Below are 20,802 nucleotides of genomic sequence, written 5' to 3' on the forward strand. Positions count from 1 at the left end.
AGCCGCTGCGGGGGACGCGGCCCGACCGCCGGGCTCGGCGCTCAGCCCGATCGGAGGTGCGCCTCGAGCAGCGCGCGATGGTGGTCGAGGCGCTCGCGCCCGCAGGGGTCGCCGTGGCCCGGCACCAGCAGCGGCTGGCCGTGGGCGCCGAGGCGGTCGAGCGCGCGCAGCCATCCGCCCACGTCGGTCTGCTCGTCGAGCTGCGGGTCGCCGGCCGTCTCGACGAGGTCGCCCGCGAGCGTCGCGGCGGCGGCCGGCACGTGCACCACCAGGTCGCCGCGGGAGTGGGCGTGGCCGATCGGCTCGAGCTCCACCGCCAGCGCGCCGATCTGCAGGCGGTGCGGGGTCTCCACCTGCACCGTCGGGAGGGCGATCGTGAGGTGGCGCAGCGCATCCGCCGTCTCGCCGGAGGCGGAGCCGAGCGCCGCGGCACGCTGCTGCTCGCCGCGCTCGCGCAGCTCGGCGATCGCCGCCGGATGCGCGAACGAGGGCACGTCGGCGAAGGCCGCGAGCGCGAAGCAGTGATCCCAGTGCGCGTGGGTGACGACCACGCCGACGATGCGGTCACCGCGCGCCTCGATCGCCGTGCGCAGCCGGCCGGCGCGCGAGGGCAGCGTGCCCGGGTCGACCACGAGCGCCTCGCCGCCGTCGGCGACCACCAGCGCGTTCATCCCGGCCTCCGGCATCGGCCAGCGATCGATGCCCGGCGCGATCGGCTCGAGGCTCACGCGGCGAGCTCGATGCCGGCCGCCTCGAGCGCCTCGCGCAGCAGTCGCACTGCCTTCGGGCCGATGCCGTGCCGGGCGAGCAGCGCGCGCTCCCCCATCGCTCCCACCTGCGCCAGCGTGGTGACGCCCAGCTCGAGCAGCGCGCCGTTGGCCGGGCGCCCGATCGGCGGCAGATCGCCGATCTGCGCGGGCAGCCGCCTCGTGCTCATGGCGAGCATGATCGCAGAGCGCTCCCAGTCGCGCGACACCCGCGGGCCCGATGCTCGAGGCATGACGGATGCTGCGGCGCGATGGGCGACCTGGGGACTGCTGGGTGCATGGACGCTCCACGACCTCGAGGAGGCCATCACGATGCCCGGCTGGACGCAGCGGGCGGCCGACGCGTTCGACCGGCAGGGGCTCGCCGTCTACGCGCGCATCGTGCGCCGCTCGCGCGAGGAGATCTGGACGGCGATCGGCCTCGTCGGGATCCCGTTCGCGCTCGCCGCCGCCGACGGCGCGCGCACCGGCGGCCGCAGCGCCCTCTACCAGGGCGCGCTGCTCGGCTACGGCCTGCATGCGATCACCCACATCGGCGCGAGCGTCGCCCGCCGCGGCTACACGCCGGGCGTCGCCACCACGCCGCTGCTGGTCGCCGGCTTCTCGCTCGCCGCGGCCGGCGAGCTGCTGCGGCAGCGGGTGCCGTTCCATCCCGCGGCCGGAGCCGTCACCATCCTGCTCGGCGCCTGGGTGCCGGTCAGCCACGCCGTCGCGCGACGAGCCGCGCGCGCCCGACGGGGGCGACGCATCCGCCCCTGACCGCCTGCGACGACGAACGACGAAGGGCCGCACCCTCTCGGATGCGGCCCTTCGTGCTGTGCGGGGGAACGCTACTTGAGCGTGACCGTCGCGCCGGCCTCTTCGAGGTCAGCCTTTGCCTTCTCGGCGTCGTCCTTCTTGGCGCCCTCGAGCACCGTCGCCGGCGCACCGTCGACGAGTGCCTTGGCCTCGCCGAGGCCGAGCGACGTCAGCGAACGGACGACCTTGATGACCTGGATCTTCGCGGCGCCGGCGCTCTCGAGCACGACGTCGAAGTCCGTCTTCTCCTCGACCTCCTCGGCAGCAGCAGCGGCAGCGGGGGCTGCGGCGGCGGCGACCGGGGCGGCTGCGGTGACCTCGAAGGTCTCCTCGAATGCCTTCACGAACTCGCTGAGCTCGATGAGGGTGAGCTCCTTGAACTGCTCGAGCAGCTCGTCAGTCGACAGCTTTGCCATCGTCTTCTCCTTGTTTCTGGTTCAGACCGCGCGCCTATTCGGCCGCGGACTCCTGCTTGGCCCGCAGCGCGTCGACCGTGCGAACGGCCTGGGCGAGCGGAGCGTTGAACATGTAGGCAGCGCCGAAGAGCGAGGCCTTGAAGGCACCGGCCAGCTTGGCCAGCAGCACCTCCCGGGACTCGAGATCGGCGAGCTTGTTGACGTCGTCGGCCGTGAGCGGGTTCCCGTCGAAGAAACCGTTCTTGACCACGAGCGCCGGGTTCGCCTTGGCGAAGGCACGCAGCTCCTTCGCGACGGCGACAGGGTCGCCATGCACGAAGGCGATCGCGGACGGGCCGGCAAGCGACTCGTCGAACGCCGAGATACCGGCGTTGTTGGCAGCGATCTTGGTGAGCGTGTTCTTCACCACGGCGTACGTCGCGTGCTCACTGATGGAGCGACGCAGCGTCTTCAGCTGCGCCACAGTGAGACCGCGGTACTCGGTCAGCAGAACGGCGTTCGAGGTCTCGAAGAGGTTCGAGAGCTCGGCGACCGCAGCTTCCTTGTTCGCCATGGTGCTCCTTGCGTCGTTGCTGGCTTCCCTGGTTCGAACATGAAGAAGAGCTCCGGCGCACGCGCACGGAGCTCTGGGTCTCGACGGACCTGTTGCCACCTGCGCGGGACGACGCTCTTCGAGCGAGCCTTCGGTTGTCGCGCACCCTTGCGGGCACACGCCAACGACCAGCGGTCTTTGGTATGCGGCAAGACTACGGCATGGCGCGCTGCCCGTGCAACCCGAGGCGCTGTGCCCGGCAGGGGGCGGATGCGTGCCGCCGGTCGGTCACGGCGCATCCGTCGTGCGCGGCTCCGGCACGGACGCCGGGATCGGATCGCCGTGATGCGCGGTGTGGCCGGCCGGCGCTGCCGCTGCCTCGGTCGCGGGGCCGATCTGCCACAGCGGCAGTCGCACGGTGAACGCGGTGCGCCCAGGCTGGCTGGCGAGCGAGATCGCCCCGTGGTGCGCGTCGACGATCGCCTGCACGATCGCGAGGCCCAGCCCCGACGAGCCGGTCTCGCGCGAGCGGGAGCGGTCGCCGCGCGCGAAGCGCTCGAAGACGGTCGACTGCTGCTCGGGCGGGATGCCCGGGCCGGCGTCGACGATGTCGACGACCGCGATGTCGCCCTCGCTGCGCAGCGCCACGTCGATCGCGGTGCCCCGCGGCGTGTGCACGCGGGCGTTCGCGAGCAGGTTGGCGATCGCCTGCTGCAGGCGCAGCGCGTCGCCGGCGACGACCACCGGCTCCTCGGGCAGCTCGAGCGAGATCGGGTGCGCGCGGCCCGCGGCCTGCGCGTCGGCGACCGCCTCGACCACCAGCAGCGACAGGTCGACCTCGCCGCGCTCCAGCTCTCGGCCCTCGTCGAGCCGGGCGAGCAGCAGCAGGTCGTCGACCAGCGCCTGCATGCGACGGGCCGCCGCCTCGATGCGCCCGAGCGACTCGCGCGCATCGGGGCTGAGGCCGTCGTCGTGCTTGCGGGTGATCTCGGCATAGCCGCGCACCGCGGCCAGCGGCGTGCGCAGCTCGTGCGAGGCGTCGGCGACGAACTGCCGCACGCGGCGCTCGCTCATCGAGCGGGCGTCGAACGCCTCCTCGATGTGCGACAGCATGCGGTTCATCGACTCCTGCACGCGGCCGACCTCGGAGGCCGGATCCTCGATGCGCACGCGGTTCGTCAGCTGGGCGTCGCCGGAGGCGAGGGGCAGCTGCGAGATGCGCTCGGTGGTGGCGATGACCGAGGTGAGCGGGCGCAGCGCCTGCCGGATGATGCCGTCGCCGAGCATGAGCACCAGCACCGTCGCCGCTGCGGCGGAGGCGGCGATCACGAACGCGAGCGCGGCGAGCGTCTGGTTGGCCTCGGCCATCGAGACGCCCACGATCACGCGCACGCCGCCGAGGTCGCGGGCGATCACGCGGTAGGCGCCGTAGCTGGGCAGCTGCACGCTGGTGACGGCGTCGGTCTGCGCCTCCAGCACCATCTCCTGGTCGCGCTCCGAGAGCCCGAACTGCTGCCCGATCCGGTTCATGATGAAGTTCGTGCCGAGCGCATCGCCCTCCTGCACCGCGATGAGGGCGCCGGACGGGGTGATCGCCGGGTCGACGGTGGCGAGGTCGCCGGTGTTGAGCGCGCGCTGCACCGAGACGGTGGCGCGCCCCGAGACCTCCAGCAGCTGCTCGTCGAGGCGCGACTCGAGCACCACCCGCATCGTGATGACGCTGGCGATCGCGACGGCAGCGGTCAGCACGGCGAAGAGCACGCCGACGACCACCAGCAGGCGGCGCCGGAGCGACCACGAGGCGGGGTTCTGGATGCGTCTGCCCAGCTGGGCAGCGGACGCCGCTGCCTGCTGGGTCATCCGCGATCCCTGTTCGCTCAGCGGGGGCTCACTCAGCGGCGCGCAGCTGGTAGCCCACACCGCGCACGGTGTGGATCATGGGCGGACCGAGCGTGTCGATCTTCTTGCGCAGGTAGGAGATGTAGAGCTCGACGACGCTCGCGCGACCGCCGAAGTCGTAGGACCAGACGCGGTCGAGGATCTGCGCCTTCGAGAGCACGCGGCGCGGATTGCGCATGAGGTAGCGCAGCAGCTCGAACTCGGTGGCGGTGAGGTCGACCTGCTGGCCGCCGCGGCGCACCTCGTAGGAGTCCTCGTCCATCATCAGGTCGCCCACCCAGAGCACGCTCGACTCCTCGGCGGCCGCTGCGGTGCGGCGGATGAGCCCGCGCAGTCGCGCCACGACCTCCTCGAGGCCGAACGGCTTGGTGACGTAGTCGTCGCCGCCAGCGGTGAGACCCGCGACGCGGTCGTCGAGCGAGTCCTTCGCGGTGAGGAAGAGCACGGGCACGTCGAATCCTGCGGAGCGGAGCCGCTGGAGCACGGTGAGCCCGTCGATGTCGGGGAGCATGATGTCGAGCACGACGGCGTCGGGTCGGAACTCGCGCACGGCCTGCAGCGCCTGCTGGCCGTTGGCGGCGGTCTTGACCTCCCAGCCCTCGTACTTCAATCCCATGGCGACGAGGTCGGCGAGGCTCTGCTCGTCGTCGACCACGACGATGCGGATGGGCGAGCCATCCTGGCGCGTGAGGCGGGGCTGTGCCCGCAGCTGCTGCTGAGCGGTGTCGGTCATGCCATCCATTCGGCCAGAACCTCCTATGCGTCGCTCCGGAATCATCCTATGCGCTTCCTGTGCACTTCCTTTCGACTCGAGCGTTCGGCGGGATCAGGCAGCGTCGCGCGTGAAGACGCCCGTGTCGAGCCAGCCCCGCAGGCGCTCGGACGCCTTGCGGACGTAGTCGCGCGCCTGTGCCTGCGCGCCGGCGTTCGACATCGAGAGGAACGCGTTGGCGAGCAGCAGCTGCCGGGCCGCGACGAGCGCCTCGAAGTCGGCCGGGTCGCACTCCGGCAGCGGCGCCACCTCGGTGTAGCCGGCGCGCACGGCGGCCTCGACTGCAGGATCGGCGCCGCGCAGGTAGAACGCGGAGATCGCGAGGTCGAGCACCGGCACCCCGAGTCCGGCGTCGTCGAAGTCGAACACCGCCAGGCGGCCGTCGTGCCACTTGAGGTTGCCGCCGTGCAGGTCGGCGTGCAGCGGCCGCAGCGCTGCTCCGGCATAGAGCCGGTCGAAGGCGGCCGCGCTGCGCTCGCGCGCCGCCGCCAGCACCGCCAGGTCGTCGGAGCGCAGGCCCGATGCGTCGCCGAGCACGTCGCGGTCGCCGAACAGCGGCTCGTCGAACACGGTCAGCGTGCCGCCCGGCGGCAGCTGCCAGTGCTCGGCCTGCGCGTGCAGCTGTGCCATCGCCCGACCCAGCTCGCGGGCAACGTCGGGTCCGAGCTCATCGGCGTCCTCCCCGTCGAGCCAGGAGGCGACGGTCACGACCAGCGCACGCCCGAGCTCCGGGGACGCGACCTCGACGCACCAGTCCCCGTCGGGGGTGCGCAGCGGCTGCGGCACGAGCACGTCGGTCTGCTCGGCGACCGCCGCGATCCACGCCTGCTGGGCGATCGCGTGCGGGGCCGTGGTGGCGGAGTTCGTGCCGACGCGCAGCGCGAAGCGCCGGCCGGCGGCGGCGTCGAGCGCGAAGGTCGTGTTCCAATCGTGCAGCACCAGCTCGAGGCGCGCCACCTCGAGCCCGAAGGCTGCGGCCGCGCGCAGCGCCACAGGGCGCAGCGCCTCGACCTGCGCCTCGTCGTCGAGCTGGTCGTACGGGATGCTCATGCGGCCATCCCACCACGCCACGCGGGCGAGCGTGGGGCGCCGGGGCCGACAGGGCGTGGGACGATGGTCGGGTGGACCTGCAGCTCGACATCTTCGGAACGGAGACGTCGCTGCTGACCCACACCGAACGCATCCTCGCCTACTCGAGCGACCGCGTCGCCTGGCTGCGGGCCCGCTCCACCGGAGTCACCGCGACCGACGCCGCGAAGCTGAGCACGCAGCGCTCGATCGCCGCCGTCGCGCGCGACAAGACGAGCCTGCGAGGCTTCACCGGCAACGCCTTCACCGACCACGGACGAGCCCGCGAGCCGCACATCGCCCGCTGGGTGCACGACCACTTCTCGCTCGCGCCCTCGGATGCGCTCTTCCACTCGGTGCCGGATCGTCGCCACCTCGCGACCCCCGACTGCATCAGCGACGACGGCACGGTGCTCGCCGAGATCAAGACGACGTCGAAGCCGTTCGACAGCATCCCCAAGAGCTACCTGCGGCAGATCTGGTGGCAGCAGTACGTGCTGGGCGCCGAGCGCACGCTCTTCGTCTGGGAGGAGCACTTCGAGTTCGTGCCCATCGGGCGGCCGAAGCACCGCTGGGTGGAGCGCGACGAGGATGAGATCGCGATGCTCGTCGACCGCGCCGACCAGCTGCTCTCCCTGCTCGCCCGCTGATGCTGCTCGCCATCCACGGCCTGGGCAGCGACTCGGGGGCGATGCGCGCCTACCTCGAGGGCGCCGTGCCCGCCGGCGTGCGGGTGCTCGCCCCCGACCTGCGTGCGCACGGCGCCAGCAGGCTCATCGGCGGGCCCGACGACTTCGCGCTCGAGGCGATGGCGGCGGAGGTCGCCGACGAGGTCGCGCGGCACGCCGACGGCACGCCGCTGTCGATCCTGGGCGTCTCGCTCGGGTCGGCCATCGCGGCGAGCATCGCGCGCTCTGGCCGGTTCCCGCTCGACCGCGTCGCGCTCGTGCGGCCGGCCTTCACCGACGAGCCGCTGCCGGCGAACCTCGCGGTCTTCCCGGTGATCGGCCGGCTGCTGGAGGCCTACCGGCCGCAGCGCGCGCTCGCCGAGCTGCACCGCTCCGGCGCCTGGCGGGCCATCGCCCACGAGTCGCTCGCGAACGCCCACGCGCTCGAGGCGCAGCTCACCCAGCCGCGCGCGGTCGAGCGGCGCATCCGCCTGCTCGAGATCCCGCGCAACAGCGCCTACCGGCTCGGCGAGCTGCGCATCGCCGCACCGACGGTGGTGCTGGCCAGCCACCGCGACCCCGTGCATCCGCTGCACGTCGCCGAGGCGTGGCGCGCCGAGCTCGCCTGCCGCATGCTCGTCTCCCCCGCCCGCGACGACGGCGAGGCCGCGATGTTCGCGTGGTTCCAGCAGCAGCTGGGCAGCTTCCTCGTCGGCGTGCGGTAGTCAGTCGCGGGCCGCGTCGCGCGCCAGGTGCAGCGCGGCGGCGGCGGCGGGCACCGCGCCGCCGGCACGTCCGTGCACCGACGACCGGGAGGCATCCGCCCGAAGCACCGGCAGGGTGTGCACGACGACCATCGCGATCATCCAGGCGACGCCGATGCCCGCCGCCACGAACTCGAGCGTCGAGCCGATGTCGGTGTTGCCTCGCGCGAGCGAGATGATGCCGCCCGTCGCGGCGATGATGCCGACCGCCAGGCCCCCGACGATCGACAGGCGAGCCACCCAGCGATCGCTCGCGGTGGCGAACTGCAGCATGGCCAGGCAGCCCGCGACGAATGCGAGCACGGCCGCGATGATGTGCACCCAGTCGCGCAGCTCTGCCTCGGGGCCGAGCAGGCTAGGGCAGCCGGGCGAGCAGGGCACCGCGTCGGCGACGCCGAAGAGCGCCCCCGCGACGACGAGCGACGCGGCCGGCACCCACAGCCGCAGGATCGGCAGCTCGGTGCGCACATCGCGCACCGCCACGGCGGTGAGCAGCACGCCCACCACGATCAGGCCGAACCCGACCTGGAACTGCGCCGCGGAGTGCATGTGCTGGGCGCCCAGCTCGGAGATGTACAGGAAGCGCTCGTACATCGCCCGCGCATCGCCGATCACCGCAGCGCCGGCGACGAGGCTCGCGATGGCGAGCAGCGCGACGACGACGTCGGCGATCCGAGGCGGGAGCACAGCACGACTGTAGTCGCGCGCTCCGTCGGTCACATGTCGTCATCCGGACACACGCCCGTCACATGCGTGGGATACGTTCGGGGAGATCCGGAGGGAAGTGCGATGCGAGCAGTACTGGTGCGAGAGTTCGGCCCGACCGACAGCGTGGAGATCGGCGAGGTCGAGGCGCCGCTGAAGCTCGGCACCGAGGTCATCGTCGACGTGCACGCCGCGGGCATGAACCCGATCGACTACAAGACGGTGATCGGCAAGGGAGCCGCCAAGGCCGTCGAGCCGCTGCTGCCGTGGGTCCCCGGCGGCGATGTCGCCGGCACGGTCGCCGAGGCGCCGTACGAGGCCCACGACCTGCAGCCGGGCGACGCCGTGTTCGGCATCGCGAACCACTGGCGCACGCGCGGCACCTTCGCCGAGCAGGTCGTGGTGCCGAGCCTCGCGCTCGCGCCGAAGCCGGAGTCGCTCAGCTTCGAGGCGGCGGCGGCAGTGCCGTGCGCCGCCCTCACGGCGTGGGATGCGGTGGTGCGGGTCGCGAAGGCACGCGCCGGTCAGCGCATCCTGATCCACGCCGGCGCCGGCGGTGTCGGCCACTTCGCCGTGCAGCTCGCGAAGTACTTCGGCGCGCACGTCACGACCACCGTCTCGACCCGCAACGTCGACTTCGCCCGCTCGCTCGGCGCCGACGAGGTGATCGACTACACCCAGCAGCGCTTCGAGGAGGTCGTGCAGAAGGTCGACGTCGTCGTCGACCTCATCGGCAACGTCGCCGACGACACCGGCACCCGCTCGCTCGACGCGCTGAAGCACGGCGGCCTCTACCTCAACGTGCCCACCGGCTCCTGGCCCGATTACGCATCCGCCGCCGCCGGTCGAGGCATGCGCGCCTCCTCGGTCAAGGTGGAGTCCGACGGCTCGAACCTCGGCATCATCGGGCGCCTCATCGACGCGGGCGACGTGCGCGTCGAGCTGCAGCACGTCTACCCGCTCGAGCAGGTGCACGACGCCTTTGCCGAGCTGCAGCGGGGGCATGTGCGCGGAAAGCTCGTCCTGAAGGTGCGCTGAGCGCGCGGCGGGGCCTCCGACAGTGCAAGATGGTCGGATGAGCGACGCGAAGAAGCCGCTGCTGGAGGTCTCTGGACTCAAGGTCGAGTTCACGACCCAGGACGGCACAGTCACAGCCGTGCACGAGGCGAGCCTGTCGCTCGCCGCGGGCGAGACGCTCGCGATCGTGGGTGAGTCGGGCTCGGGCAAGTCGACCACCGCGATGGCGGTGATCGGCCTGCTGTCGGGCAACGGCCGCGTCTCGGCCGGGAGCATCAAGCTCGACGGCCAGGAGCTGGTCGGCGCGAACGAGGCGACCATGCGCGGCGTGCGCGGCCGCCGCATCGGCCTCGTGCCGCAGGATCCGATGTCGAACCTCAACCCGGTCGCCAGGATCGGCACTCAGGTCGCCGAGACGCTGCTCGCGCACGGCCTCGCCACGCGCAAGGACGTCGATCAGAAGGTGATCGAGACGCTCGAGGCCGCCGGGCTGCCGAACGCCGCCGAGCGCGCGAAGTCGTACCCGCACGAGTTCTCCGGCGGCATGCGCCAGCGCGCGCTCATCGCCATCGGCCTCGCCTGTCGGCCGCAGCTGCTGATCGCCGACGAGCCCACCAGCGCGCTCGACGTGACCGTGCAGCGCACGATCCTCGACCAGCTGCAGCAGATGACCGAGCAGCTCGGCACCGCCGTGCTGCTCATCACGCACGACCTGGGCCTGGCGGCCGAGCGCGCCCAGCGCGTCGTGGTCATGCACCGCGGCCGCGTGGTCGAGCAGGGATCCGCGAAGCAGATCCTCGAGTCGCCGCAGCACCCGTACACGCAGTCGCTCGTGAAGGCGGCGCCGTCGGTCGCGATGGCGCGGCTGCGCCCCGAGGACTTCGCCACCGAGGCTGCGGATGCGTCGAAGCCGCAGGACGTCATCGTCGAGTTCGAGAACGTCACGAAGGAGTTCCACGTGCGCGGCCGGCGCGAGCCCTTCAAGGCCGTCGACGACGTGAGCCTGTCGGTGCCGCGCGGCAAGACCGTCTCGATCGTGGGCGAGTCGGGCTCGGGCAAGACCACCACCGCCCGCATGCTGCTGAAGGCCTATGAGCCGACCAGCGGCACCGTGAAGTTCGAGGGCAAGGACGTCTTCGCGCTCTCGCGCGAGGAGCAGAAGGCCTTCCGCCAGCGGGTGCAGCCGGTGTTCCAGGACCCGTACTCGTCGCTGAACCCGATGTTCACGATCGAGAAGATCATCGAGGAGCCGCTGTCGTTCTACGGCAAGGGCTCCCGCACCGAGCGGCAGAAGCGCGTGCGCGAGCTGCTCGACCAGGTGGCGCTGCCGAGCGAGATGGCGCGCCGCTACCCGTCGGAGCTGTCGGGCGGCCAGCGGCAGCGCGTCGCCATCGCGCGCGCGCTCGCCCTCTCCCCCGACGTGATCGTCTGCGACGAGCCGGTCTCGGCGCTCGACGTGCTCGTGCAGGATCAGATCCTGCGGCTGCTGGGCGAGCTGCAGAAGGAGCTCGGCCTCAGCTACCTGTTCATCTCGCACGACCTCGCCGTCGTGCGCCTCATCAGCGACTACGTCGCGGTGATGCAGAACGGGCGGCTCGTCGAGGCGGCGACGAGCGAGGAGATCTTCACGAATCCTCGCGATCCGTACACGCGCAAGCTGCTCGCGTCGATCCCCGGCAACGAGCTGAAGATCGCGAGCTGAGCGCCCGCAGCGCCCTCCACCTCCGATTGGCGCCTTCCGCGCCTGAGCGGCGCCTTCCGCGCCTGAGTGGCGACTTCCACGCCTCAGTGGCGCCTTCCGCGCCTCAGTGGCGCCTTCCGCGCCTCAGTGGCGCCTTCCGCGCCTGAGTGGCGCCTTCCGCACCTGAGCGGCGCCTTCCCCGCCTGAGCGGCGCCCTCCGCCCCTGAGTTGGCCACTCCCGCGCCCGAGTGGCCGCTTCCCGCGGAACCCTTCCCTGCCGCGGGAGCGCCACTCACCTGCGGGAAGCGCCACTCACCCGCGGGAAGCGCCACTCACCCGCAGGAAGCGCCACTCAGGGGTCGCGGGGCAGCAGCAGGACCGGGGGCCGGGACGGCCCCCGGAGCTGCGGTCGCGGCAGAGGCCCGAAAGGGCCTCTGCCTCCAGCTCCACCGCTCAGCGCTTGCGGGTGCGGGGGTCCATCGCCTCGCGCAGCGCCTCGCCCAGCAGGGTGAAGCCGAGCGCCGCGACCATGATGCAGATGCCGGGCAGGAACGCCAGCCACGGGGCGATCGCCAGCTCTGCCTGAGCGTAGGTGAGCATGCGCCCCCACTCCGCGGTCTCGGGGCGGCCGCCGCCGAGGCCGAGGAACGACAGCGCCGCCGCATCGATGACGGCGGTCGCGAGCGTCAGCGTCGCCTGCACGATGACCGGCCCGACCGAGTTCGGCAGCAGGTGCGACATGGTGATGCGGCCGGTGCCGAGCCCCAGCGTGCGCGCCGCGAGCACGTAGTCGGCCTCGCGCTGCTGGAGCATCGACGAGCGCAGCAGGCGCGCGAAGATCGGCACCTGCGCGACGCCGATGGCGATCATCACCGCGAGCGGCGTGCGGCCGAGGATCGCGGCGATCGAGACCGCCAGCAGCAGGTGCGGCACCGAGAGCAGGATGTCGACGACCCGCATGATGACCGTGTCGACCCATCCGCCGAAGGCGCCCGCGAGCGCGCCCAGGAACATGCCGCCGAGCAGGCCGAAGAAGGTCGACACGACGCCGATGAGCAACGACGCCTGCGCGCCCCAGATGAGCTTCGAGAGCACGTCGCCGCCGAAGCGGTCGATGCCGAGCGGGAACTCGGCCACCTCACCGGGACCGGGCAGATAGGTCGGCAGGCGCAGGCCTGCGCCGGGCGTCGCGAGCTCGGGGTAGGGCGCCAGCACGGGTGCGAGCACGGAGACGAGCACGAACAGCGCCACGACGATGGCGCCCGCCCAGGCGGCGGGGTTGCGGCGCGTGCGGCGCAGCACGTCGCCCCAGAAGCTGCCGGAGCGGCGCGCCTGCCCCTGGTCGCCGCCCTCGGGCGTCGGCAGCGTCGGAAGAGCTTCTGCGGCGCTCACTGGATCCTCACCCTCGGGTCGATGAACGAGTAGGAGATGTCGACGAGCAGGTTGATGATCGCGTACGCGAAGGCGATGAAGAGCACGAAGCCCTGCAGCACCGGGAAGTCGCGCGCGAAGATGGCATCGGCGAGGAACTTGCCGATGCCGGGGAACGCGAAGACCGTCTCGGTGAGCACGGCGCCCGAGATGAGCAGGCCCGTCTGCAGGCCGATGGTCGTCACGACCGGCAGCATCGCGTTGCGCAGCACGAAGCGGTCGCGGATCACCTGCGACGAGACGCCCTTGGCGCGGCCGGTGCGCACGTAGTCGGCGTTCACGACCTCGAGCACCGAGGCGCGCGTGATGCGCACGATGATGGCGAGCGGGATCGTCGCGAGCGCGAGCGCCGGCAGCGTCAGGTGCACGATGGCGTCCCAGGCGGCGTCGAGCTCGCCCGTGAGCAGCCCGTCGAGCACGTAGAAGCCCGTCGCATGCGTCGCATCGACGCTCCGATCCTGGCGGCCGGTGGAGGGCAGCCAGCCGAGCTGCACCGCGAACACCCACTTCAGCATGAAGGCGAGGAAGAACACCGGGATCGTGATGCCGATGAGGCTGCCGGTCACCGACAGGTGGTCGATGAGGCGCCCATGGTTGCGCGCGGCCCAGTAGCCGAGCGGCACGCCGATGCCGACGGCGATGATGAGCGCCAGCACGGCCAGCTCGACCGTCGCCGGGAAGCGGTTCGCGAACTCCTCGAGCACCGGTCGACGGGTCTCGATCGAGTTGCCGAAGTCGCCCTGCAGCAGGCGCCCCAGCCAGGTGAGGTACTGCTCGGGCAGCGGGCGGTTGAAGCCGTAGGCCTCGTTGATGCGCTCGATCGCCTCGGGCGTCGCGCGCTCCCCCAGCAGCGCCGCGGCCGGCCCGCCGGGCAGCGCGCGCACCCAGAAGAAGAGCAGCACGGTCAGGCCGAACAGGGTCGGGATCAGCAGCAGCAGGCGCTTGCCGATGGTTCTCAGCACGTGGGTCTCTCCGGGTGGTGGGACAGGGGCGGGCGCGGCTGCGCCCGGTGAGCGACCGAGGGCGCTCGTGCCGGATGCCGTGGGTCGAAGGGGACCCACGGCATCCGGGTGATGAGCGTCGAGGCTACTCGCTCAGCTCGATCATGTTGAACACCTCGTCGTTGACGGGGCTGGCCGGGTAGCTGGTCACCCGCGCGTCGAACGCGAGCGTCGGCGCCGGGTGCGCGAGCGGCACGCCGGGCACGAACTGCGCGATCTGCTCGTTGATCTCCTGGTAGGCATCGCCTGCAGCATCCATGTCGGGCAGCTGGCGCGCCTCGGAGAGCGCCGAGAACAGCTCGGGGTTCTCGAAGCCCCACTCGTTCGAGTAGCCGTTGAAGAAGACGCCGACGAAGTTGTCGGTGTCGTTGTAGTCACCGGTCCAGCCGAGCAGGTGGATGCCGTGGTCGGCCGTGCCGCGCATGCGGTCGAGGTAGTCGGTCCACTCGTCCGAGACGGGCTCGACCGTGATGCCGACCGCCTCGAGCTGCGTCGACAGCGTGGAGAAGATCTCCTCGGGGTTCGGCATGTACGGGCGGGAGATGTTCACCGGGTAGTTGAACGTCAGCGTCAGGCCATCGGGGTAGCCGGCCTCGGCGAGCAGCTCCTGCGCTCGTGCGGGGTCGTACTCGTAGTCGGTGACGCTGTCGTTGTAGCCGTTGACCACGGGCGGGATGAACTGCGTGGCCACCTCGGTGCCCTCGGGCAGCACCTGCGTGGTGAGCGCCTCACGGTCGATCGCGTGGGCGATCGCCTGGCGCACGCGCACATCCTGCAGCTCGGGCACCGTCTGGTTGAAGCCCAGGTAGAGCACCGTGAAGGGGTCGCGCTGCATGACGTTGAAGCCGGCGTCCTCGAGGGCGGCGGTGTCGGCCGGCGCGACGAGGTCGTAGCCGTCGATGTCGCCCGACTCGAGCGCCTGGCGGCGCGCGGTCGAGTCGTCGATCACGCGGAAGACGATCTCCTGCACCTGGCCCTGGTCGCCCCAGTAGTCGGGGTTCGCCTGCAGCACGACCTGCTCACCGGGCGCCCAGGACTCGAACGTGAACGGGCCGGTGCCGGTGGGGTGCGCCTCGCCGTACTGGCTGTACTCCGGCGCCTCCTCCGAGCCGCCGACCTCGTCGGCGCCGAACTCCTCGAGCGCGGCGGGGCTCTGCATCGCGAAGGCGGGCAGCGAGAGCGACGCGATGAAGCCCGAGAAGGGGCGCGTCAGGTTGACGGTCGCGACGAGATCCTCGTCGGCCGAGCACGACTCGTAGAGCGCGTTCTCGTCGCCGGCGAAGCCGCCGTAGAGCGAGCCGTAGTAGTAGGAGAGGCTCTCGGTGGCGGTCAGGCCAGTCCAGTTGTACCAGCGGTCGAAGTTCGCGCAGACGGCCTCGGCGTTGAACTCGGTGCCGTCGTGGAAGGTGACGCCCTCCTGCAGCTGGAACGTGTAGGAGCTGCCGTCGTCGTTCGGCTCCCAGCTGGTCGCGAGCAGCGGCGCCGGGTCGGCCGTGCCCGGCTCGACGCCGACGAGGCCCTCGAAGATCTGCCGGGAGATGCGGAACGTCTCGCCGTCGGAGGCGAACGCCGGGTCGAGGCCCGACGGGTCGCTCGAGGACGCGAAGACGAACGTCGAGTCGACGTCGCCCTCGGGGGCCGCGCTGCCGGTGGTGCCGGGGTCGCGCTGGCTCTGCACGCAGCCGGTGAGCACGAGCGCGAGCGCTGCGCCGCCGGCGAGGCCTGCGAGCAGCCGTCGCTTTGCGGATCGATTCACGGTCTTGGACCTTTCCTGGAAGGGACTGTTCGCACGGCCCGCGGCTCAGCGGCGAGCATGCGTAGCTGTCAACCTAGTCGCAGTTGCGCGCGAACAATGTCACAGCAGGGTCACGATTGGGTTTCGCGAATCGCTCCGCCCGACGAGGCGCCTCCTCATCGAGGACGAGATGGGGGCGGATGCGCTGCGGCCCGCGGGTGCACCGCCCTAGCCTGAGCGCATGACCCTCACGTCGACCGTCGGGCGAATCGCACCATGGCTGCCCGCGGCGATCGCGGCCGCGCTCGTCCTCGGCGCCCTCCTGCTCGAGGGAATGGATGACGGACCGGTCGGGCTGCTCGCCATGACCCTTGCCGGCGCTGGCCTGTCGCTCGCGCGCCGCCACCCTGCGTGGGCGCTCGTCCCGGCAGCAGCTGGCGCGCTCCTCGCGACAGCCTTCTGCCCGCGAACCGGGTGGTTCACCCTGCTCATCGCGCTCGCGACCGCCATGCTGGCCGCCTACAGCGCATCGACGATGCGGATCGCCGGGCTGCTCGGAATCCCCGTCGCGCTGCTCTCTGCCATCTCGCTGTCCACCTGGGGCATCTCGGCCCAGGGAACCTTCATCGGCTGGTTCGTCGTTATGGCCACGTGGGCGTGTGCTCTGGGCGCTCGCGCGCTGCGCGACGCGCTGCGCGCCGAGTCGGCGAAGGAGCAGGCAGTCGCGCGCACGACCGTCGTCGAGAGCGAGCTGCGCGACGAGCGGCTGCGCGCCGACCTCACGCACGACTTCCACGACGTGATGGCGCACTCGCTCGCGGTCCTCGCCGCTCAGGCCGAGGGCCTGCGCCTCACGCACGAGGCGCATCCCGAGCGGATCGGGCCGGTGCTCACGACCATCAGCGACACCGCGCGGCTCGCGCTCGTCGAGGTGCGGCAGCTGCTCGAGCGGGTCGACGACGACGCGCGCCGGCCGCAGGCGACGAGCGCCGAAATCCCCGGGCTGGTCGCGCAGCTGCGCTCCGCGGGCCCGACGGTCGTGCTGCACGACGTGGGCGCGCACGGCCACCTCTCGCGGACGGCCGACATCGCCGCCTACCGGATCGTGCAGGAGAGCCTGACGAACGCGCTCCGCCACGGCGGATCCGACATCGACATCGCCGTCACCCTCGCATGGACGGGCCCGGGCCTCTCGCTCGCGGTGTCATCGCCCATCCGCGATCGCGATGCGCTGCAGCCGACCGGCCGCGGCATCGCCGGCATGCACGAGCGCGCCCGCGTCGCCGGCGGCTCGCTCGAGGTCGACGCCGAGGGCGACCGCTTCGTCGTGAGCGCCTACCTGCCGTACGAGCCCGTCAGCCACGAGCCGACGGAGCCGCTGACCGAGGACCAACTGTCGACGCTGCCTCTGCCCACGCAGGCGCCTTCGCCGCGACCGGAGGATGTGGTCGCTCCCTGGATTGTGGAAGCCACGCGGCTGCACCGCCAGCGTCACCCCGGCCAGCCCGATTCCTGGGCGCAGGCGACCACGGTCGACCTGACGCCCGACCGTCTTCCTGACGGACGCATCCGCAACCCCGTCGCCGACGCGGGCCCGGCGTGATCCGGCTGCTGCTGGTCGACGACCAGGAGCTCTTCCTGCAGGGACTGTCGATGATCCTCGAGAGCCAGGAGGGGCTCGAGGTCGTGGGCACCGCCGCCGACGGCGAGCAGGCGATCGCCCGCACCCGAGAGCTGCGGCCCGACGTGGTGCTCATGGACATCCGCATGCCCGTGCTCGACGGGGTCGCCGCGACCGCCGCGATCCGCCGCGAGGCGCCGGAGCCGCCGCCGCACGTGATCGTGCTCACGACCATCCGCCAGGACAGGGCGGTGGTGGATGCGCTGCGGGCGGGGGCGAGCGGGTTCCTGCTCAAGGACGCCCGGCCCGAGTTCCTCGTGCAGTCGATCCGCGCGGTCGTCGACGGGCAGCAGGTGATCGCGCCGGCCGAGACGTTCGACCTGCTGCGCGCCTTCGCCCCGGTGCGACCGGCGCCGGACACGAGCGTGCTCGACCCGCTCACCGAGCGCGAGCGCGAGCTCTTCGCCCTCGCCGCCCGCGGCCTCTCGAACGCCGAGATCGCCCAGCGGCTGTGGGTCGCCGAGACGACCGTGAAGACGCACATGCGCGCGATCCTCGGCAAGCTCGGCGTCGCCTCGCGGGTGCAGCTGATCGCCCTGGCCTACGAGCACCGGCTCATCGAGGTGTGAGCGACCGTCACCGGTCGCACCAGCTCAGAAGCGCAGCAGCACCTTGCAGCTCGAGCGGGAGTCGGCCGCCGTCGCGAACGCCTGCTCGAGGTCGTCGAGGCCGAACTCGTGCGAGACGACCGGACCGATGTCGAGGCCCTCGGCGAGGGCTGCGACCGCGTCGCTGATCTCGTCGACGAAGCGGTAGCTGCCGCGCAGGTCGATCTCGCGGCTCACCAGCCTGCCGAGCCGCGCCTGCACGGCCTCGGCCGGCAGGTTGCCGACCTGCACCATGACGCCGCCGGGCCGCACGGCGTCGATCGCGGTGCTCACCGCGGGCCCGACGCCGGACGCCTCGAACACCACGTCGAAGTCGTCGGGCACCGGCTCGCCCAGGTCGAGCGTCGCGGTCGCCCCGAGCGACGCCGCGATGCCGCGGGCGCGCTCGGAGGGATCGATCGCCGTGACCTCGGCGCCCTGGTGGACGGCGGCCGCGACGATCAGCGCACCGATGGGGCCGCATCCGCTCACCAGCACCCGGCGTCCCGCGACGCCGCCGGACCGCTCGATGGCGTGCAGCGCGACGCCGAGCGGCTCGGCGAGCGCGGCCGCCCTGGTCGACAGCCCCGCGGGCAGCGCGCGCAGCTGCCCTGCGCGCACGACGAGCTGCTCGGCGAAGCCGCCCTGCGTGTGCGGGTCGCGCGCGGCGGAGCCGAGATAGCGCAGGTCGGGGTGCAGGTTGTCGCGGCCCCGCAGCTCGTCGGGCAGCGCACCCGTGACGGTGGCCGGGTGCACGGTGACCGCATCGCCGAGCTCGACGCCCGTCACGCCCTCGCCCAGCTCGACGACCGTGCCGGCGATCTCATGGCCGAGCACCAGCGGGTGCCGCTGCACCGCGGTGCCGGATGCGCCGTGGCGCCAGTAGGAGAGGTCGGAGCCGCAGATGCCGCCCCACGCGACCGCGATGCGCACCTCGCCCGCAGCGGGGCTCGGCACCGGCTGCTGCTCGACCCGGAGGTCGCCGGGCGCGTGGAGCACGACCGCGCGCATCGTCGTCGCCTGCAGCATGGACATCCCTCGATCGTGCCGCGCGTCTCGCGCGCCCTGCCTACGGTGCGGTGTGCGGCGCACGCTGCTCGATGGCGTCGGTGATGTCGATCACCGCGCCCATGTGCTCGCGCATGGCGATCTCTGCCGCCATGGCGTTGCCCGAGGCGATCGCGCCCGCGATCGCCATGTGCTCGGCCTGCTCGAAGCCGACCATGCCATGCCGCTCGCGGTGCGCGCGGATCTGCACCATCGCGTGGAACACGCGGTCGCGCACGGCGCCGGTGAACCAGACGAGCGCCGGGTTGCCGGTCAGCTCGGCGATGCGACGGTGCAGGTCGAGATCGGCCTGCGCATAGGCATCGCCGTCGGAGGCGATCGTCGCCATGCGCCGCACCTCGTCGACGAGCGCCTGCGCGGAGGCCGGGTCTGCCCGCTCGGCCGCCAGCCGGGCCGCCTGGATCTCGAGGGGCGCACGCACCTCCATGAGCGCGACGAGCGGCTCGTCGGTCGCCTGCAGCGCGCGCGTCAGGAAGAGCGAGATCAGGTGGTCGTCGAGCCGGCGCACCACCGCGTTGCGGCCGTTCGTCAACTCGACCGCGCCGATCGCGTGCAGGGCGCTGAGCGCCTCGCGCACCACGGGCCGCGACACGTCGAAGCGCTCGCTGAGCGCCGCGGTCGAGGGCAGCGACTGCCCGGGGGCCAGGCCCTCGGCGTCGATCAGCTCGAGGATCGCGCGCTGCACCTGCGCGGTGAGCGTCGTCGACGCGATCGGGCTAGAAGGCATTGACCAATCCCATCACGCCGACGAACACGATGGCGGCGGCGGAGATGATGAGCATGACGGTGAACGCCTTGCCGTCGCGGACCGAGGGGTCGGTCTGCTTGCGCGAGAGGTAGAGCGTGGCGATGGCGACGCCGATCAGGAAGACGGCGTTCAGGATGCCCGCCAGCACGACCAGCGCGAGGGGCGACGAGATCACGGTGCCGAACAGGCCCCAGATGATCGGCATCACGATCATGATGCCGCGCATCCAGCGGTCGCGCTTGACGCGGTCCTTCCAGTCGAAGGCGCCGAAGATGGCGAGCGTGTTGCCCACCTGCCGGCCGAGGCTCGGCACGTTGGCGACGATCGTCTTGAACAGCGCGATGCCGGCGCCGATGAGGAAGACCACGGCGCCCCAGCGGCCGACGGCCGAGTCGAAGATCGACGACAGGTCGGTCATGACCTCGGTGCCCGAGGGGATGAGGCCCTGCGGGTGCAGCACGGCAGCGCCCAGGATGTAGAACGACGCGGTCGCGACCGTGTAGACGACCCACGACACCCACGCATCCAGCTTCATGACCTTGATCCAGCCGCGCGCACGCTCGGTCCAGGCCTTCGAGCCGTCGTTCGGGCCCGTCCAGGCGGCGTAGCCCTTCTCGACGGTCCAGTAGGTGTAGGCGGTGATCTCGCCGGCGCCGACGCCGGTGAGGCCGAACATCGACAGCGCGATGCCGAACGCGCCGGCGGCGATCTGGAAGCGCATGCCGTCGGCGAAGTCGGCGCCCGTCCAGGCGAACTCGGTGCCCTGGATGACGAAGACGGTCGCGATGGCGAAGGCGGTGACGAGGAACACCAGTGCGGTGGAGACCTTCTCGACGACCTCGTAGCGGTTCGAGAGGTGGATGGCGATCGCGATCGCGACGAGGATCGCGACCCAGCTGCCGATCGAGACCGGGCCGTAGGGGTCGCCGCCGCCGATCGGCATGAGCGACGAGAAGGCGAAGGCGGATGCGGTGATCACGCCCGCCTGGCTGGTGAGGAACTGCACGAACATCAGCAGCACGAGCCAGGCCATCCAGCCGCGCTTGCCGATGCGCGGGGGCACGTCGTCGTAGCCGTCGATGGCCACGCGGCCGGTGGAGATCGACCAGCGGCCGAGCTCGACCTGCACCCAGACCTTGACGAAGGTGGAGACGAGCACCAGCCACAGCAGGATGAAGCCGACCTCGGCGCCGAGCGCCGTGGCGGTGAGCAGCTCGCCGGAGCCGACGACGGCCGCCGAGGTGATCATGCCGGGGCCGAGGAATTTCGCCCGGCCGCGCCAGGTGGTGGGCGGCGCCTTGATGTCGTCGACGGAGAGCACGTACGGGTCGCGACCCTTGAACGTGGTCGTTGCCTGCTTCGCTGCTGTCGTCATTGACGGACTCCTCGTCGAGTGTGGGCTGTCGCCTTGCCTGTCAGCCTAGCAGATAGGTCGCACTCGCCGGAGGACGCAGAACGGCCCCG

At 71.9% G+C, this 20,802-nt stretch carries 21 protein-coding genes; 7 read left to right on the forward strand and 14 right to left on the reverse strand.

The window, feature by feature from the left end; translation table 11 throughout:
* Positions 1–41 precede the first annotated feature (41 nt).
* On the reverse strand, positions 42–728 hold the full coding sequence (locus Q9250_RS08995) for an MBL fold metallo-hydrolase (RefSeq protein ID WP_306231531.1): 687 nt from the start codon (positions 726–728) through the stop codon (positions 42–44).
* Entirely contained in the window at positions 725–1,000 is a 276-nt protein-coding gene (locus tag Q9250_RS09000; RefSeq protein ID WP_306231532.1) for a helix-hairpin-helix domain-containing protein, read from the reverse strand. The genes Q9250_RS08995 and Q9250_RS09000 overlap by 4 nt, the downstream gene beginning before the upstream one ends.
* Between Q9250_RS09000 and Q9250_RS09005 the strand changes: the two genes are divergently transcribed.
* A complete protein-coding gene (locus tag Q9250_RS09005) occupies positions 999–1,526 on the forward strand; it encodes an HXXEE domain-containing protein (RefSeq protein ID WP_306231534.1) in 528 nt (175 codons plus the stop codon). The two genes, Q9250_RS09000 and Q9250_RS09005, sit on opposite strands and share 2 nt — an antisense overlap.
* Positions 1,527–1,597: 71 nt before the next feature.
* Here Q9250_RS09005 and rplL read toward each other — a convergent pair whose 3' ends face one another.
* The 5 genes from rplL to Q9250_RS09030 all read right to left on the reverse strand — a co-directional run bounded on the left by rplL (position 1,598) and on the right by Q9250_RS09030 (position 6,234).
* Positions 1,598–1,981, reverse strand: a complete 384-nt coding sequence (gene rplL / locus Q9250_RS09010) for a 50S ribosomal protein L7/L12 (RefSeq protein WP_306231535.1) — start codon at positions 1,979–1,981, stop codon at positions 1,598–1,600.
* 34 nt (positions 1,982–2,015) lie between these two features.
* Positions 2,016–2,534 carry a 50S ribosomal protein L10 gene (gene rplJ, locus Q9250_RS09015; protein WP_306231536.1) on the reverse strand — a complete coding sequence of 173 codons (519 nt, stop codon included), beginning with the start codon at positions 2,532–2,534 and terminating at the stop codon, positions 2,016–2,018.
* A gap of 267 nt (positions 2,535–2,801) precedes the next feature.
* Positions 2,802–4,373 carry a sensor histidine kinase gene (locus tag Q9250_RS09020; RefSeq protein WP_306231537.1) on the reverse strand — a complete coding sequence of 524 codons (1,572 nt, stop codon included), beginning with the start codon at positions 4,371–4,373 and terminating at the stop codon, positions 2,802–2,804.
* Positions 4,374–4,401: 28 nt separating this feature from the next.
* Positions 4,402–5,145, reverse strand: coding sequence for a response regulator transcription factor (locus tag Q9250_RS09025; protein WP_306231538.1), 744 nt, complete (start codon positions 5,143–5,145; stop codon positions 4,402–4,404).
* 93 nt (positions 5,146–5,238) lie between these two features.
* Positions 5,239–6,234 (reverse strand): phosphotransferase enzyme family protein, encoded by a 996-nt coding sequence (locus Q9250_RS09030; RefSeq protein ID WP_306231539.1) that lies wholly within the window; start codon positions 6,232–6,234, stop codon positions 5,239–5,241.
* Positions 6,235–6,305: 71 nt separating this feature from the next.
* Between Q9250_RS09030 and Q9250_RS09035 the strand changes: the two genes are divergently transcribed.
* Entirely contained in the window at positions 6,306–6,902 is a 597-nt protein-coding gene (locus Q9250_RS09035; RefSeq protein ID WP_306231540.1) for a YqaJ viral recombinase family protein, read from the forward strand.
* Positions 6,902–7,645 (forward strand): alpha/beta hydrolase, encoded by a 744-nt coding sequence (locus tag Q9250_RS09040; protein WP_306231541.1) that lies wholly within the window; start codon positions 6,902–6,904, stop codon positions 7,643–7,645. The genes Q9250_RS09035 and Q9250_RS09040 overlap by 1 nt, the downstream gene beginning before the upstream one ends.
* Here the strand turns inward: Q9250_RS09040 and Q9250_RS09045 are convergent, their stop codons facing one another.
* Positions 7,646–8,371 carry a DUF998 domain-containing protein gene (locus Q9250_RS09045; protein ID WP_306231542.1) on the reverse strand — a complete coding sequence of 242 codons (726 nt, stop codon included), beginning with the start codon at positions 8,369–8,371 and terminating at the stop codon, positions 7,646–7,648. It abuts the gene before it with no gap.
* Between the two features lie 117 nt (positions 8,372–8,488).
* Here Q9250_RS09045 and Q9250_RS09050 point away from each other — a divergent pair, with 117 nt between their 5' ends.
* A complete protein-coding gene (locus Q9250_RS09050; protein WP_306231543.1) occupies positions 8,489–9,427 on the forward strand; it encodes an NADP-dependent oxidoreductase in 939 nt (312 codons plus the stop codon).
* Positions 9,428–9,464: 37 nt separating this feature from the next.
* Positions 9,465–11,108, forward strand: coding sequence for an ABC transporter ATP-binding protein (locus tag Q9250_RS09055; protein WP_306231544.1), 1,644 nt, complete (start codon positions 9,465–9,467; stop codon positions 11,106–11,108).
* 432 nt (positions 11,109–11,540) lie between these two features.
* Here the strand turns inward: Q9250_RS09055 and Q9250_RS09060 are convergent, their stop codons facing one another.
* From Q9250_RS09060 to Q9250_RS09070, 3 genes are all read right to left on the reverse strand, one after another.
* A complete protein-coding gene (locus tag Q9250_RS09060) occupies positions 11,541–12,452 on the reverse strand; it encodes an ABC transporter permease (RefSeq protein ID WP_306233968.1) in 912 nt (303 codons plus the stop codon).
* A 23-nt stretch (positions 12,453–12,475) separates the two neighbouring features.
* Positions 12,476–13,480: an ABC transporter permease gene (locus Q9250_RS09065; protein WP_306231546.1), complete on the reverse strand. Its 1,005-nt coding sequence runs from the start codon at positions 13,478–13,480 to the stop codon at positions 12,476–12,478.
* Positions 13,481–13,604: 124 nt separating this feature from the next.
* A complete protein-coding gene (locus Q9250_RS09070; RefSeq protein ID WP_306231548.1) occupies positions 13,605–15,275 on the reverse strand; it encodes an ABC transporter substrate-binding protein in 1,671 nt (556 codons plus the stop codon).
* Positions 15,276–15,495: 220 nt separating this feature from the next.
* Between Q9250_RS09070 and Q9250_RS09075 the strand changes: the two genes are divergently transcribed.
* The gene (locus Q9250_RS09075) at positions 15,496–16,857 is read left to right on the forward strand and encodes a sensor histidine kinase (protein ID WP_306231550.1); all 1,362 of its coding nucleotides are present in this window, start codon (positions 15,496–15,498) and stop codon (positions 16,855–16,857) included.
* Positions 16,854–17,504 (forward strand): response regulator, encoded by a 651-nt coding sequence (locus Q9250_RS09080; RefSeq protein ID WP_306231551.1) that lies wholly within the window; start codon positions 16,854–16,856, stop codon positions 17,502–17,504. Before Q9250_RS09075 ends, Q9250_RS09080 begins: the two co-directional genes overlap by 4 nt.
* 24 nt (positions 17,505–17,528) lie before the next feature.
* On the opposite strand, the gene Q9250_RS09085 is transcribed toward Q9250_RS09080, so the two are convergent.
* The 3 genes from Q9250_RS09085 to Q9250_RS09095 are packed head-to-tail and all read right to left on the reverse strand — an operon-like array spanning position 17,529 to position 20,713.
* Positions 17,529–18,557 carry an L-idonate 5-dehydrogenase gene (locus tag Q9250_RS09085; RefSeq protein ID WP_306231552.1) on the reverse strand — a complete coding sequence of 343 codons (1,029 nt, stop codon included), beginning with the start codon at positions 18,555–18,557 and terminating at the stop codon, positions 17,529–17,531.
* Positions 18,558–18,591: 34 nt separating this feature from the next.
* A complete protein-coding gene (locus tag Q9250_RS09090) occupies positions 18,592–19,317 on the reverse strand; it encodes a FadR/GntR family transcriptional regulator (protein ID WP_306231554.1) in 726 nt (241 codons plus the stop codon).
* On the reverse strand, positions 19,307–20,713 hold the full coding sequence (locus Q9250_RS09095) for an Nramp family divalent metal transporter (protein ID WP_306231555.1): 1,407 nt from the start codon (positions 20,711–20,713) through the stop codon (positions 19,307–19,309). The genes Q9250_RS09090 and Q9250_RS09095 overlap by 11 nt, the downstream gene beginning before the upstream one ends.
* Between the last annotated feature and the right edge of the window lie 89 nt (positions 20,714–20,802).

It is taken from the genome of Agrococcus beijingensis (genome assembly GCF_030758955.1).
In the GTDB taxonomy this organism is placed as follows: Bacteria; Actinomycetota; Actinomycetes; order Actinomycetales; family Microbacteriaceae; genus Agrococcus; species Agrococcus beijingensis.